Origin of the sequence: Nocardia sp. NPDC046763 (genome assembly GCF_040645495.1) — a bacterium.
GTDB lineage: Bacteria > Actinomycetota > Actinomycetes > Mycobacteriales > Mycobacteriaceae > Nocardia.
Window position 1 is genome coordinate 1 of the sequence record NZ_JBEYYI010000025.1, and the last position, 14,710, is coordinate 14,710.

Here is a 14,710-nt window from a genome sequence, read left to right on the forward strand (position 1 = left end):
GCGGCCTACACCCTGCAGGAACTCCTCACCATCAAGTCGGACGACGTGGTCGGCCGCGTGAAGGTGTACGAGGCGATCGTCAAGGGCGAGAACATTCCGGAGCCCGGTATCCCGGAGTCGTTCAAGGTGCTCTTGAAGGAACTCCAGTCGTTGTGCCTCAACGTGGAGGTGCTGTCCTCGGACGGCGCCGCCATCGAGATGCGCGACGGCGACGACGAGGACCTGGAGCGCGCCGCGGCGAACCTGGGTATCAACCTGTCCCGCAACGAGGCTGCGACGGTCGACGACCTGGCGCAGTGAGCGAACGGTCCTGGAGCGCCGAGAGGCGCTCCAGGGCAACGGATTTGAACTTTTGCTCATTCTCAACCCGAACAGGGGAAAGGAAGTTACGTGCTAGACGTCAACTTCTTCGATGAACTCCGGATCGGCCTGGCGACCGCCGAAGACATTCGCAACTGGTCTTTCGGCGAAGTCAAGAAGCCGGAGACCATCAACTACCGCACGCTGAAGCCGGAGAAGGACGGCCTCTTCTGCGAGAAGATCTTCGGTCCCACCCGGGACTGGGAGTGCTACTGCGGTAAGTACAAGCGTGTCCGCTTCAAGGGCATCATCTGTGAGCGCTGTGGTGTCGAGGTGACTCGTGCCAAGGTGCGTCGTGAGCGCATGGGCCACATCGAGCTGGCCGCCCCGGTCACCCACATCTGGTACTTCAAGGGTGTGCCGTCGCGCCTGGGCTACCTGCTCGACCTCGCGCCGAAGGATCTGGAAAAGATCATCTACTTCGCCGCGTACGTGATCACCGCGGTCGACGACGAGCTGCGCCACAACGAGCTGTCCACGCTCGAGGCGGAGATGGAGGTCGAGAAGAAGTCGGTCGCCGATCAGCGCGACGCCGACCTCGAGGCCCGCGCCCAGAAGCTGGAAGCCGACCTGGCCGAGCTGGAGGCCGAGGGCGCCAAGTCCGACGTCCGCCGCAAGGTCAAGGACGGCGGCGAGCGCGAGATGCGTCAGCTGCGCGACCGCTCCCAGCGTGAGCTGGACCGGCTCGACGAGATCTGGACCACCTTCACCAAGCTGGCCAAGAAGCAGCTGATCATCGACGAGGTGATCTACCGCGAGCTGCAGGACCGCTACGGCGAGTACTTCACCGGTGCCATGGGTGCCGAGGCGATCCAGAAGCTCATGGAGACCTTCGACATCGCCGCCGAGGCCGAGAACCTGCGCGAGACCATTCGCACGGGCAAGGGCCAGAAGAAGCTGCGCGCGCTGAAGCGTCTGAAGGTCGTGGCCGCGTTCCAGACCAACGGCAACTCGCCGATGGGCATGGTCCTCGACGCCGTGCCGGTGATCCCGCCGGAGCTGCGCCCGATGGTGCAGCTGGACGGTGGCCGCTTCGCGACCTCCGACCTGAACGACCTGTACCGCCGCGTCATCAACCGCAACAACCGGCTGAAGCGACTGATCGATCTGGGTGCGCCCGAGATCATCGTGAACAACGAGAAGCGCATGCTTCAGGAGTCGGTGGACGCGCTGTTCGACAACGGCCGTCGTGGCCGTCCGGTCACCGGTCCGGGTAACCGCCCGCTGAAGTCGCTGAGCGATCTGCTCAAGGGCAAGCAGGGTCGTTTCCGTCAGAACCTGCTCGGTAAGCGTGTCGACTACTCCGGCCGTTCGGTCATCGTCGTCGGTCCGCAGCTGAAGCTGCACCAGTGTGGTCTGCCCAAGCTGATGGCGCTCGAGCTGTTCAAGCCGTTCGTCATGAAGCGTCTGGTCGACCTGAACCACGCGCAGAACATCAAGTCCGCCAAGCGGATGGTGGAGCGGCAGCGTCCCCAGGTGTGGGATGTCCTCGAAGAGGTCATCTCCGAGCACCCGGTGCTGCTGAACCGTGCGCCCACCCTGCACCGCCTGGGTATCCAGGCCTTCGAGCCGCTGCTGGTCGAAGGTAAGGCCATCCAGCTGCACCCGCTGGTGTGTGAGGCGTTCAACGCCGACTTCGACGGTGACCAGATGGCCGTGCACCTGCCGCTGTCGGCGGAGGCGCAGGCCGAGGCCCGCATCCTCATGCTGTCCTCGAACAACATCCTGTCGCCGGCGTCGGGTCGTCCGCTCGCCATGCCGCGTCTGGACATGGTGACCGGTCTGTACTACCTGACGCGCCTGGAAGAGGGCGCGAAGGGCGAGTACCGCCCGGCCACCAAGGACGAGGCCGAGTTCGGCGTCTACTCCTCGGCCGCCGAGGCGCAGATGGCTGTCGACCGCGGTGAGCTGACCGTGCGTTCGCTGATCAAGATTCGTCTGACCGAGCAGCGTCCGCCGAAGGACGTCGAGGCCGAGCTGTTCCCGAACGGCTGGCAGCGGGGCGACGCGTGGATCACCAAGACCACGCTGGGCCGCGTCATCTTCAACGACCTGCTTCCGGCGGACTACGCGTTCATCGACGAGCCGATGCCGAAGAAGCGTCAGGCGGCGATCATCAACGATCTCGCCGAGCGCTACCCGATGATCGTCGTGGCGCAGACCGTCGACAAGCTGAAGGACTCCGGCTTCTACTGGGCCACCCGCTCCGGTGTCACCGTCTCCATGTCGGACGTGCTCGTTCCGCCGGAGAAGGCGGAGATCATGGAGCGCTACGAGGCGCAGTCGGATCAGATCGAGAAGAAGTACCAGCGTGGTGCGCTCGATCACCAGGAGCGCAACAACGCCCTGGTCAAGATCTGGCAGGAAGCGACCGAAGAGGTCGGTAAGGCGCTGCGCGCGCACTACCCGGCCGACAACCCGATCATCACGATCGTCGACTCGGGCGCGACCGGTAACTTCACCCAGACTCGTACCCTCGCCGGTATGAAGGGTCTGGTTACCAACCCGAAGGGTGAGTTCATCCCGCGGCCGATCAAGTCCTCCTTCCGTGAGGGCCTGACGGTTCTGGAGTACTTCATCAACACCCACGGTGCGCGAAAGGGTCTGGCCGACACCGCGCTTCGTACCGCCGACTCGGGTTACCTGACCCGTCGTCTGGTGGACGTGTCGCAGGACGTCATCGTGCGCGAGACCGACTGTGGCACCGAGCGCGGCATCGTGGTGCCGATCGCGGAGAAGCAGGCCGACGGCTCGCTCATCCGGGACGCCCACGTGGAGACCAGCACCTACGCTCGTACGCTGGCCACCGACGCGGTGGACGCGAACGGCAATGTCGTCGTCGAGAAGGGCCACGACCTGGGCGACCCCGCCCTGGAGGCGCTGCTCGAGGCCGGCATCACCGAGGTGAAGGTCCGTTCCGTGCTGACCTGCACCACCGGCACCGGCGTGTGTGCCACCTGCTACGGCCGCTCGATGGCGACCGGCAAGCTGGTGGACATCGGTGAGGCCGTCGGTATCGTCGCCGCCCAGTCCATCGGTGAGCCCGGTACCCAGCTGACCATGCGTACCTTCCACCAGGGTGGTGTCGCGGGTGACGACATCACGGGTGGTCTGCCCCGAGTTCAGGAGCTCTTCGAGGCTCGTGTGCCCAAGGGCAAGGCCCCCATTGCCGAGGTGTCGGGTCGCGTGCGGCTCGAGGACGACGACCGCTTCTACAAGATCACCATCATTCCGGACGACGGTTCGGACGAGGTGCTCTACGACAAGCTGTCGAAGCGTCAGCGGCTGCGGGTGTTCAAGCACGAGGACGGCTCCGAGCGTCTCCTGGCCGACGGTGACCACGTCGAGGTCGGTCAGCAGCTGCTCGAGGGCTCGGCCGATCCGCACGAGGTGCTGCGCGTGATGGGTCCGCGTCAGGTGCAGGTCCACCTGGTCCACGAGGTCCAGGAGGTGTACCGCTCGCAGGGTGTGTCCATCCACGACAAGCACATCGAGGTGATCGTCCGCCAGATGCTGCGCCGCGTCACCATCATCGATTCGGGTGCGACCGAGTTCCTCCCGGGTTCGCTGGTGGAGCGCGCCGAGTTCGAGTCCGCCAACCGCCGCGTGGTCGCGGAGGGTGGCGAGCCCGCCTCGGGTCGCCCGGTGCTGATGGGTATCACCAAGGCGTCGCTCGCGACCGATTCGTGGCTGTCGGCGGCCTCCTTCCAGGAGACCACCCGCGTGCTCACGGACGCCGCGATCAACTGCCGCTCCGACAAGCTGATCGGCCTGAAGGAGAACGTGATCATCGGTAAGCTGATCCCGGCCGGTACCGGCATCAACCGGTACCGCAACATCCAGGTTCAGCCCACCGAAGAGGCCCGCCAGGCCGCGTACGCTGTCCCGTCCTACGACGACAGCTACTACAGCCCGGACGGCTTCGGCACCTCCACCGGTGCCGCGGTCCCGCTGGACGACTACGGCTTCAGCGACTACCGCTGAGCTTTGTAGGCAGCCAATAGAATTCGGCCCCTGCTCCGATCGGAGCAGGGGCCGAACTCTTTTCACGTCCGGGTGCGCATCGCGGGCTTATGCTGGTTGCGGCGATTTAGCCCATCCCCGGTGGAGGAGCTGACATGTCCGTTGGTCGTATTCGTCACGGTGTCGTCGCGGCAGTCTCCGGGGTGGCGGTGTTGTCGCTGTGGGCGCCGCAGGCCGCGGCCGATCCGGGCGGCGGGCTGGGTGGCTGTCAGCACGGTGGAATGCTGAGCGGCACCAGGATTCCGGGTACCGGCAGCGCCGGCCAGAGCGTGCGGCGCGAGGCGGATCTGTGGGGGTGCTCCAGTCCGCTGCTGCCCGGCATCGTGTCGGGGCATTTCAGCGCCGAATTGCCGTTCAACAGTCTCGACGCGCCGTCCATGGGCCAATTCGCCTGGGCCGACGGCAGTGTCAGCACGGTGATCGCCCAGCCCAATGCGTTGTGGACGATCACCGGCGGCCCCGGCAGCGGGCACACCTTCCGGTTCAACCTCGCCGGCGAAATGAACGTGTGGTGGTACCACTGGGACAACAGTATGCCCGTGGACTCGATGATCTTCCTCGAGTGAGACGACCTTCCTCGAGTGAACCGGGAATGCGAACGGCCCGCGCTATGACGAGGAGCGCGGGCCGAATTGTGGTGCGGGGTGGGTCAGTTCGCCGGTTGGGGGGCGGCGGGGAGGGCGGCGAAGGCCGGGCGGAAGAGGTTGCCGGTGCCGGGGGCGAGGGTGTCGACGTAGCTCAGGGCCGCTTCGGTGGCCTGCTGGCCGCCCGACATCTGGAGGCCGATGGCGCCGCCGACGACGCCGCCGACCACGGCGAGCAGGGGAGCGGTGATGAAGTCGAGGACGAACAGGCCGACGGGGAAGCCCGCGATGAAGCCGATGGTGGCGCCGATGGCCGCGCCGGTGGCGACCGCGGGCAGGTTGGCCTGGACGACGTCGAAGAAGTGCTGCTGGGCGTCGACCTCACGGACCGGGGTGTCGGATTCCGCGATGGGGGTGAGGGTCAGCCGGCGGTTGTCCTGATCGATGGTCGGGGTGAATTCGGCTGTCTTGCCGTCGATGTCGTACTTCAGGGGGACCGTGGAGACCAGGACGCCCTCGTCGTTGGTCACGATGACGGCGTCGCCGTCCCAGGTGGCGAGGAAGCGCCCGGCCTGCAGGGTGCTGACGGCGGCGCGATGGTCGGCGGTGAGGGCCACGTCATAGCCGATATTGTGATCGGTGCCCTTGATCTGCAGGGCGGGTTGCTCCGGAGCCTGCGCCGGTTCGGCGGTTGCGGTGCCCGCGACAGTGGTCGCGGTCAGGCAAAGCAGGGCGGGTGCAATGTATTTGGTTATACCCATCGTGGTTTTCCCTCGAGTTGCGGACTGGTTCCCCGACATTTGCGACAAACTACCGTTATCAACTCGAGATGTGAAGGGTTGTGGCGCACAAGGGCAATCGATAAGTGGAACCGGCAGGTCAGCGCCGGTGTCAGGAGAGTGGCGTGTCGCTCGCCAGGGGGTCGTCCGCCGGCTCGCCCAGCCGGACCACCACCACGCCGATGAGAATCAATGCGCCACCGAGCAATTGGATCGGCGCGGGCACCTGGCCGAGCAGTGCCCAGGAGAACAGAATGGCGGCCAGCACCTCGCCGAGCGCGGCGAAGGACGCCAGCCGGGAGCCGAGCAGCCGGGTGGCGGCAATGCCGGTCACGTACGAGACGGCGGCGGTGATCACGCCGAGCGCGAGCAGCGGCGCCCACCAGTCCACGATGAAGCCCTGGAACGCGACGGAATTGGTAGTGGCGTGCAGCGGCACGATGCCGATCAGTCCGGCCGCCAGAATGCCGAGCCCGCCGACCAGCAGTCCGCCGGTGGCCAGCACGGTGCCGGGTACCTGGTCCCCGGCGTGCGCGGACAGGATGAAATACGCTGCAGCGCCGACCATCGCGCCCAGCGCCCAGGTGATGCCGACCCCGCTGGTGGCCGTGCCGGAGTTCAGGTCGAGCACCAGGATCAAGCCGGTCACGCCGATCACCGCGCCGAGAACGGTTGCGCGCCCGGGCTTCTGGTTGTGCCGCAGCCACAGCCACACCACCACCGCGATGGGTGCGGTGTATTCGATGAGCAGTGCCACCGCGACGTCCATGTGCGCGACGGCGTTGAAGTAGGCCAGCTGCGCGGTGGCGACGGCGAGCAGGCCGTAGCCGGCGAGCAGGGCGGCATTGCGGCGCAGCAGGTTCCAGTCGCCGCGCAGCTGCCGCGCGGCCACGGGCAGCAGGACCAGCGCGCCGAGCAGTACGCGCACGATGACCACGGCGGCCGGACTCCAGCCGGCGTCGATGAGCCCGCGGGCCAGCGGGCCGGAGAGCCCGAACGCGGCCGCCGACAGCGCGGCGCAGAGCAGCCCGGAACGCAACCGGTTCGACACCGCCGCTCTGTCATGAGTCAAAGTCGCCATGGCAAATGACGCTAGGCGGCCCGGGTGTAATCTGTCAAAGTGATTTTCGCTGATGACACAGTGGCGGCCATGGCGGCGGCGGTGGAACTGGTGAACTCGGCCGAGGACCCGGACACCCTCACCGAGATCGCCCAGCTGGACGAGTTTTTCGTCAAGCACGGCTACACCGGCGTCCACGCCCGTACCCGGGCGGAGCTGACGGCCGTCCGCGCCCAGCGCGCCCCGCTGCGCCGCCTGCTCACCGCCGACCGCGATACCGCGGTCGACCTGGTGAACGCCATCCTGGCCGAGCATCACGCGGTGCCGCGGCTGGTCCGCCACGACGGCCTCGACTACCACATCCACGCGGTCCCGCCCGAGGCTCCGCTGGATGTCCGAATGGCCGTCGAGACCGCCATGGCCATGATCGACCTGATCCGGGCCGACGAGCTGTCCCGGCTGGCCATCTGCGCCGACGAGACCTGCGCGGGCATCGTGCTGGACCTGTCCCGCAACCGTTCCCGCCGCTACTGCTCCACGGCCTGCACCAATCGCAATGCGGTCGCGGCCTACAGGGCTCGCAAAATGGTCGGTTGAGCCCGCCGGACGGTCAGCTGATCACGTCGGCGAGCCGATCCACCTGATCGGTGTCGCGGCCGTAGCAGTACAGCATCACCTCGTCCGCCCCGAGATCGCCGAATTGCCGGATGGCGTCGCGGATTTCGCCGGGCGTGGTCAGCATGCCGTCGACCATGAAGTCGGCGCGGCCGGAGAATTCGTAGTACGCGCCCATGGACGCGCGGGCGTCGTCGAGCACGGCGTCCGCGCCGAGCGCGACATTGATCTGGGCCACGATGCGGGGCGCGCCGGTGCGGCCGTGGTCGCGCCAGGAACGGCGGACCGTGTCGAAGAGCCCGCCCGCCCAGGAGGGCGCGGCGGCCGCGAGGAAGCCGCCGCCCCAGCGGCCGACGCGTTCCAGCGCGGCGGGCTGGAAGCCGCCGAAGAGCAGTTCCGGGCCGGGGAGCGAGCTCGGTGCGGGGCCGATGGGCCCGCAGGTGGAACTGAACGGTTTGCCGGCCCAGAGGTCGCGCATGAGGCCGATCTGCTCATCGAGGCGGCGGCCGCGAGTATGCAGTTCGGTGCCGGAGGCCTCGTGGTCGTCGGCGCGCCCGCCCACGCCGAGGCCGAGCACGAAGCGCCCGCCGGACAGCACATCCAGGGTGGCGGCCTGTTTAGCGAGCAGCGCGGGATCGCGCAGGGGTGCGATGAGGACCTCGGTCTGCAGCTTGACGCGGCTGGTCGCGCCGGCGAGCACGCCGAGGGTGACCAGCGGTTCGGGATTGTCGTAGACCAGACGATCGAGCAGACCGAGGGTGGAGAAGGGGCCGACGTCGGCCCGGCGCGCCCAGTCGAGCAGGGCGGGGGGATCGGAAATGGGGAGTCCGAGACCGATGTGCATTGGGGTGACCTCCATGGAGAGATGCGTGGGCACAATTGCTCTGCCGCCCACTCCGCGCCTCTCCGGAGGCGGATGCTCTCATTCTGCGGCACAACTTCCGGAGAGCATCTCTTGGATTGTGGCCAATATAGGACGCTTTCGAGCAATGTCGCAACCGGGTCGGTAGCTCCGGGTGCGCCGGGCCGGGTTGGGCGATAGTGTTGCTGCGCCGCCCTGGCGGGCCGGTGGATGGTGCTAGCGTGCCCGTACGCTGTACGAGTTCAATCGGGGTTTTCCAGGTAATGACGATGAGAACACAACTGCCGCTGCGGCCCTACGATGTCGTGCTGATCGGCGGCGGCATCATGAGCGCGACGCTCGCGATGCTGATCAAGCATCTGGAACCCAGCTGGACCATCGCCGTGTACGAGCGATTGCCCGAGGTGGGCTCCGAAGCGTCGGCGGCCTGGAACAATTCGGGCACTGGCCATGCCGGACTGTGCGAACTCGATTACACCACCGAGAATCCCGATGGCACGATCGATATCGAGCCGGCGCTCGAGCTCAATGAGCAGTTCCAGCTCACCCGGCAGCTGTGGGCGTCGCTGGTGGAATCCGGGGTGCTGCGCAAGCCGGAGACCTTCATCAATCCGGTCCCGCACCTGACGCTGGCGCGCGGGCAGCGGGAAGTGGATTTCCTGCGCCGCCGTCACGAAACCATGTCCGCGCACCACCTTTTCGCGAATATGCGATTCAGCGACGATCCGGAGGTCATCGCCGACTGGGCCCCGCTGATCACCCGGGGCCGTGACGCCTCCGAGCCGATCGCCGCGACCCGCGATATCACCGGTAGCGATGTGGATTTCGGCGAACTGACCGGCCAGCTGTTCCATTGGCTGCGCTGGCAGGATGTCGAGATACACCGCAATTGCGAGGTGCGCGGGCTGCGCCGCAACAATGACGGCACCTGGCAGTTGCGGGTCGACTGGCGCACCGACAACGACCGCCTCACGCGAAAGGCGGACGCCCGCTTCGTATTCGCGGGCGCAGGCGGCTGGGCGCTGAAAATCCTGCAGCGAGCCGGTGTTCCGGAAGTGCACGGTTATGGTCTGCTGCCGGTGAGTGGCCGATTCCTGCGCTGTGACAATCCCGCCGTGGTGGCCGAGCACGATGGGAAGGTCTATGGCAGCGCGCCCGAGGGTGCGCCGTCGATTGCCATGCCGCACTTGGATACCCGGGTCGTGAACGGCGATCGCGCGCTGCTGTTCGGTCCGTACCCGGGTGCGAATCCTCGTTTCCTGAAACGGGGTTCGCTCTTCGACGCCGCGGGGTCGGTGCGGCCGGGCAATGCGGGCCCGATCGCGGCCATGTTGAAGTCGAATCCCGAGCTGATGCGGCTGCTGGTGGCGCAGCTGGCCTCGACCCGGAAGAAGAAGCTCGCCGCGCTGCGGGAATTCGTCCCCGAGGCGCGCACCGAGGATTGGACCCTGATCACCGCGGGTCAGCGCGCCCAGCTGGTGAAGCCGGATCCGCAGCGCGGCGGGGTGCTGGCGTTCGGGACGGAAGTCGTTGCCGCGCAGGATGGTTCGATCGCCGCGGTGCTGGGCGCCACGCCGGGTGCGTCGACCGCCCCGGTGATCCTGCTCGAGGTACTGGAGCGCTGCTTCCCGCGCTACTCCCGGCTCTGGGAGCCGCGGTTGCGCGAGCTCATGCCGACGCTGGGGCAGAGCCTGGCCAACGATCCGCGGCTGGCGCGCCAGACCATGGCCCGGACTGCGGAGGCGCTGGGGCTGGCCGGCCGGGTAGTGGGCTGAACCGGCGGAAGCTGTCGTGGAGATCCGTGGCAGGAGGCTGCCGTGGACAAAGCCGCGTCCGGCCCGGTATGAAATTGGAACAGGTTTCAATTTCTGGCCGACCAGGAGAAGCGATGGACAGCGCTACCAAGGACGAGGCGAACGCCGCCATGGGCGAGATGGTGATGGCGGGCTTCCAGAAGCTCGGCTTCATCCAGTTCACCGGTATCGAGGGCGTGGACTACACCCCGGGCCGCAATGTGGTCCGCATGGCCGCGCGCCCCGAGCACTTCAACCACAATGGCGATATCCACGCCGCCCTGCTGTTCGGCCTGGCCGAGACGGCCGCCATGGGCGCGTCCATCTCCGGCATCGTGGACCTGCTCGGCGACACCTTCATCGTCGCCCGCGACGGCCGCATCGAATATCTGGCCCGCGCCAAGGGTGAGGCGGGCCCGTTCAGCGCCACCTCCGAGCTGACGCCGGAGACCATCGCCGAGACCCGCGCGAACATCGAATCCCGCACCGAGATCGAGCTCGAGGTGCCGGTGACGATCTCCGATGTCACCGGCAAGCCCGTGGCCCGCGCCGCCTTCACCGCGGTGATCCGGCCGCGCCGGAAGTGATTCCGGCGCGAGCGAAATGACTCAGCGCTCGCTGTCGAGCATGGCCATCTGCGCGGGCGCGTAGCGGCCGCCCGCCACCTGGCCGGCGGGCACGGCCGCCTCGATGGTGGCCAGCTCGGCCTCGGACAGCCGAATGTCCACCGCCGCAACGGCTTCGGCCCAGCGTTCCGGCTTCCGCGCGCCGATCAGCGGCACGATGTCCGTGCCCCGCGACAGCACCCAGGCGATGGCCAGCTGGGCCACGCTCACCTGGTGTTCGGCCGCGATCTTCGCCAGCGCGTCGACCAGGCGCAGGTTGGCGTCGAGATTCTCGCCCTGGAAACGCGGGCTGTGCGCCCGGAAATCGGAGGACGCGAACTGCTGCCCGGGCCGCAGCGAATCGCTCAACAGGCCGCGCGAGAGCACCCCGTAGGCGGTGATGCCGATGCCGAGTTCCCGTGCGACGGGCAGGATTTCGGCCTCGATGCCACGCGAGATCAGGGAGTATTCGATCTGCAGGTCCGCGATCGGGTGCACGGCCGCCGCGCGGCGCAGCGTCTCCGCGCCCACCTCGGACAGGCCGATGTGGCGGATGTAGCCGGCCTGCACCAGCTCGGCCAGGCCGCCGATGGTCTCCTCGATCGGAATGTTCGGGTCCAGCCGGGCGGGCCGGTAGATGTCGACGTAGTCGGTGCCCAGCCGCTGCAGGGAGTAGGCGAGGAAGTTCTTGGTGGCCGCGGGCCTGGTGTCGACGCCGCCGAAGCTGTTGTCGGGTCCGCGCAGCGCGCCGTACTTCACGCTGAGCAGGATGTCCTCGCGCTTGCGGTCGGCCAGCGCCTGCCGGATGAGCAGTTCGTTGTGGCCCATGCCGTAGAAGTCGCCGGTGTCGATGAGGTTCGCGCCCGAGTCGAGGGCGGCGTGCACGGTTGCGATCGAGACGGCGTCGTCGGCCGCGCCGTACATGCCGGACATGCCCATGGCTCCGAGGGCCAGGCGGGAGACGGCGGGCCCGGTCTTGCCGAGCTGGACGGTGCTGAGGTTCGTGGTCATATCGATAACACTGCGCCCCGCCGGCGAGGTCCGGGAGAGGAGCGTTCATCCAGGGATCGCCGATCCCTGGTTACCGCCTGTGGACGGCTGGGGAGTAATTCGCGCGCCGCAGACTGGGATCGCCGGTACCTGGCTAGCGGGCCGGGGACGGGGGACAGTGGTGAGGTGGATCGAACCGAGCTGGCAGACTTCCTGCGCCGCCGCCGTGAGCAGCTGCAACCCGCCACCGTCGGGTTGCCGCCGGGCGCGCGCCGCCGCACCCCGGGCCTGCGCCGCGACGAGGTCGCCATGCTCGCGGGCATGTCGACCGACTACTACACCCGGCTGGAACAGGCGCGCGGCCCGCGCCCGTCCGTGCAGGTCCTGGCCTCGCTGGCGCGGGCGCTGCGGCTGACCGACAGCGAGCGCGACCACCTCTACCACCTGTCCGGCCACCAGGCCCCCGCGCGCGGCGACGACAGTCACGTGGGACCGGGCCTGCTGCACCTGCTCTCGAAGCTGGACGACACCCCCGCCGTGGTCATCTCCGACCTGGGTGAGGTGCTGGTGCAGAACCGCATGCACACCCTGCTGTCCGGGGACTACTCGCAGCGGCGCGGGCTGGAGCGCTGCATTCCGTGGCGCTGGTTCACCGAACCGGGCTCCCGCGCCATCTTCCCGCCGCAGGACTGGGAAGCCATGAGCCACAAGCATGTCGCCGATCTCCGCGCGGTCTCCGCCCGCCGCGCCGGCGACGCCGACGTGACCGAGCTGGTGGCCCGGTTGCGGGCCGCCAGCCCGGAGTTCGAGCGGCTGTGGAACGAACACGAGGTGGGCACCGGAACCGGCCACATCAAGCGCATGGTCCACCCCGAAGTCGGTGTGCTGGAGCTGATCTGCGAACCGTTGCTCACCCCCAGCGCCACCCGGCACGTGCTGATCTACTACCCCGCGCCCGGCACCGACACCCAGGAGAAGCTGGATCTGTTGCGGGTCATCGGAACTCAGTCCATGACCAGCCGCTGACGGTCGACCGCAACGAAATCGGCCCCGAACCCGCCGTGCGGTTCGGGGCCGGCCTTCGTCTCACACGTGCGGCACGCCGCAGTTCACTCGTGCGGCACGCCGCAGTTCACTCGTGCGGCACGCCGCAGTTCACTCGTGCGGCACGCCGCAGCGGCGCTTGCGCGGCTTCAGATGCAGCCCCGGCAGCGGCGGCGCGGGGATCCGCTGGTCCGGTGTGTGCCCGGCGATATCAGCGAAACGGCCGACATCGTGCTTCTCCCAGTCGTTGCGGGCCTGTTCGATCTCCTCATGGCTGCGGGCCACGAAGTTCCACCACATGACGAGATCCTCGCCGAACGGTTCACCGCCGAGCAGCAGCAGATGCGCGCCGCCCGCGGAGTCGTGCAGCCGGAGGGACTCGCGGTCGCTGCCCAGGTAGAACAGGCTGCCGGGCGCGACGGTGGTGTCGTCGATGCTGAGCCCGCCCGCGATCACCAGCACCGCGTGCTCGAAGTCCGGATTCAGCGGCAGCGTCACCGCCGCACCCGCCTCGAGGCGCAGATCCGCGCCGACGATCGGGGTGTAGGCCCGCGCCGGGGAGGTGACCCCGCCGAGCGAGCCCAGCAGGACGACGCCGTGCAGCCCCGACAGCGCGAACTCGGGCAGGTCCCGATGCTGCTCGAAATGCGGTGCGATATCCCGGGATTCATCCGGCAGTGCCACCCACAGCTGGAGCCCGTGACCCGAGATATGGTCCGGCACCCGATATTCCGAGTGCGCGATGCCGCGTCCGGAGGTCATGAGGTTCAGCTGCCCGGGCGCGATCTCCACATCCGAGCCCACGCTGTCGCGGTGGCGGATCCGCCCGTCCAGAGGCCATGTGACCGTTTGCAATCCGATATGCGGATGCGGGTCGATATCGTGCCCCTCCGGGTTGGTGGGCGAGCCCCCGTCGAAATGGTCCAGGAAGCACCACGCGCCGACCGTCGGCAGGTCCCGCTGCGGCAGCGACCGGAAGACGGTCACCCCGCGTACGCCGCCCAGCGGCACCTCGCGGGCCGGAAAGAATTCGGCGCGTGGCCCGGGCCGCCCGGACGATTCGCACAGCGCCTCTTCCGGCCGTGGCTCCAGATCGCTCATGCCCGCTCCTCCCTGATCACCTCTTGATGCCCTTGCCCACCACGTATTCGTCGTATTCCGGGTGCTTGTCCAACCAGCCCTTGATGAACGGGCAGCGCGGCACGATGACGCGGCCGCGGGCGATCACATCCTTGATCGCCTCCTGCGCGAGCAGATTCGCCAGGCCCTTGCCGCTGAATTCCTGATCCACCTCGGTATGAATGAAGGTGGTGTCGTTGTCGTCGCGCTCGCGGTACTCGCTGAACCCGGCGAGCGAATTCCCGTACCACACCTCGTACCGGTGTTGCGCGTCGTTACGAACGACTGCGGCCGTCACGGCCTGTTCGCTCATTGTTCAGTTCTCCTTCCGCACCCGCACCGGATGTCTGCTCATAATCGACACGCGATTGAACGCGCCGATAGTGGTCGCAGCCCAGATGAGAACGGACATCTGGTCATCCGACAAATGTTGCCGCGCAGCAGCATACTCACGCTGCATGGTCTCCTCATCCGGTAATGAAGTGACCGTCTCGGCGACCGAGAGTGCGGCCTGCTGCAGTTCCGTGAACAGGTACGGACTGCGGTGCCAGGCGGTCAGGACATCCAATTGCTGCTGGGTGACACCGGCTTCGCGGGCGTACCGGGAATGCAGGTCCAGGCAGAACGGGCAGCCAGTGAGCTGGGAGACGCGCACATTCACCAATTCCATGACCGCACGGTCCAGATCGGCGGCCGCGGCGGCGTTCCGCACCGCGAGCGCGACACTGTTGAGTTCGCGGAAGACCTCGGGCGTCTGCTTGTCGATCCACAACCGGTCGTGAGTTACAGGTGACTGCATAGTGGCTGCATCGTAAGCCGAGAATGTGAACCGTGCCTTCCGGTCTGAAAATTGGTGTTTCAGTCCGAGGTCTTCCG

General features: G+C 67.5%; 14 protein-coding genes. 7 read left to right on the forward strand and 7 right to left on the reverse strand.

What is annotated here, in order from left to right; translation table 11 throughout:
• The 3 genes from ABZ909_RS32090 to ABZ909_RS32100 all read left to right on the forward strand — a co-directional run.
• Positions 1–300: hypothetical protein (locus ABZ909_RS32090; protein WP_357007127.1), on the forward strand; the 300-nt coding region annotated here is incomplete at its 5' end.
• A 90-nt stretch (positions 301–390) separates the two neighbouring features.
• Entirely contained in the window at positions 391–4,344 is a 3,954-nt protein-coding gene (locus ABZ909_RS32095; RefSeq protein WP_357007130.1) for a DNA-directed RNA polymerase subunit beta', read from the forward strand.
• Positions 4,345–4,478: 134 nt separating this feature from the next.
• Complete coding sequence (locus ABZ909_RS32100; RefSeq protein WP_357007132.1) at positions 4,479–4,949, forward strand: hypothetical protein; 471 nt, start codon at positions 4,479–4,481, stop codon at positions 4,947–4,949.
• Positions 4,950–5,032: 83 nt separating this feature from the next.
• Here ABZ909_RS32100 and ABZ909_RS32105 read toward each other — a convergent pair whose 3' ends face one another.
• Positions 5,033–5,728, reverse strand: a complete 696-nt coding sequence (locus ABZ909_RS32105; protein WP_357007135.1) for a hypothetical protein — start codon at positions 5,726–5,728, stop codon at positions 5,033–5,035.
• Positions 5,729–5,858: 130 nt separating this feature from the next.
• Positions 5,859–6,827: a DMT family transporter gene (locus ABZ909_RS32110; RefSeq protein WP_357007138.1), complete on the reverse strand. Its 969-nt coding sequence runs from the start codon at positions 6,825–6,827 to the stop codon at positions 5,859–5,861.
• A gap of 39 nt (positions 6,828–6,866) precedes the next feature.
• On the opposite strand from ABZ909_RS32110, the gene ABZ909_RS32115 reads away from it, so the two are divergent.
• On the forward strand, positions 6,867–7,403 hold the full coding sequence (locus ABZ909_RS32115; RefSeq protein ID WP_357007140.1) for a CGNR zinc finger domain-containing protein: 537 nt from the start codon (positions 6,867–6,869) through the stop codon (positions 7,401–7,403).
• A gap of 13 nt (positions 7,404–7,416) precedes the next feature.
• Here ABZ909_RS32115 and ABZ909_RS32120 read toward each other — a convergent pair whose 3' ends face one another.
• Complete coding sequence (locus tag ABZ909_RS32120) at positions 7,417–8,280, reverse strand: LLM class flavin-dependent oxidoreductase (RefSeq protein ID WP_357007142.1); 864 nt, start codon at positions 8,278–8,280, stop codon at positions 7,417–7,419.
• 272 nt (positions 8,281–8,552) lie between these two features.
• On the opposite strand from ABZ909_RS32120, the gene mqo reads away from it, so the two are divergent.
• Together mqo and ABZ909_RS32130 are read left to right on the forward strand one after the other, a co-directional pair.
• On the forward strand, positions 8,553–10,058 hold the full coding sequence (gene mqo, locus ABZ909_RS32125) for a malate dehydrogenase (quinone) (protein WP_357007145.1): 1,506 nt from the start codon (positions 8,553–8,555) through the stop codon (positions 10,056–10,058).
• Between the two features lie 113 nt (positions 10,059–10,171).
• A complete protein-coding gene (locus ABZ909_RS32130; protein WP_357007148.1) occupies positions 10,172–10,663 on the forward strand; it encodes a DUF4442 domain-containing protein in 492 nt (163 codons plus the stop codon).
• Between the two features lie 21 nt (positions 10,664–10,684).
• Here ABZ909_RS32130 and ABZ909_RS32135 read toward each other — a convergent pair whose 3' ends face one another.
• Positions 10,685–11,692 carry an aldo/keto reductase gene (locus tag ABZ909_RS32135; protein WP_357007151.1) on the reverse strand — a complete coding sequence of 336 codons (1,008 nt, stop codon included), beginning with the start codon at positions 11,690–11,692 and terminating at the stop codon, positions 10,685–10,687.
• Between the two features lie 165 nt (positions 11,693–11,857).
• Here ABZ909_RS32135 and ABZ909_RS32140 point away from each other — a divergent pair, with 165 nt between their 5' ends.
• Complete coding sequence (locus ABZ909_RS32140) at positions 11,858–12,697, forward strand: helix-turn-helix transcriptional regulator (RefSeq protein WP_357007154.1); 840 nt, start codon at positions 11,858–11,860, stop codon at positions 12,695–12,697.
• Between the two features lie 129 nt (positions 12,698–12,826).
• Here the strand turns inward: ABZ909_RS32140 and ABZ909_RS32145 are convergent, their stop codons facing one another.
• From ABZ909_RS32145 to ABZ909_RS32155, 3 genes are read right to left on the reverse strand one after another with little or no spacing between them, the layout of a single operon-like run.
• The gene (locus ABZ909_RS32145) at positions 12,827–13,816 is read right to left on the reverse strand and encodes a pirin family protein (RefSeq protein WP_357007157.1); all 990 of its coding nucleotides are present in this window, start codon (positions 13,814–13,816) and stop codon (positions 12,827–12,829) included.
• Between the two features lie 16 nt (positions 13,817–13,832).
• The gene (locus ABZ909_RS32150; protein WP_357007160.1) at positions 13,833–14,147 is read right to left on the reverse strand and encodes a GNAT family N-acetyltransferase; all 315 of its coding nucleotides are present in this window, start codon (positions 14,145–14,147) and stop codon (positions 13,833–13,835) included.
• Between the two features lie 3 nt (positions 14,148–14,150).
• The gene (locus ABZ909_RS32155; protein WP_357007163.1) at positions 14,151–14,633 is read right to left on the reverse strand and encodes a carboxymuconolactone decarboxylase family protein; all 483 of its coding nucleotides are present in this window, start codon (positions 14,631–14,633) and stop codon (positions 14,151–14,153) included.
• Positions 14,634–14,710: the final 77 nt, after the last annotated feature.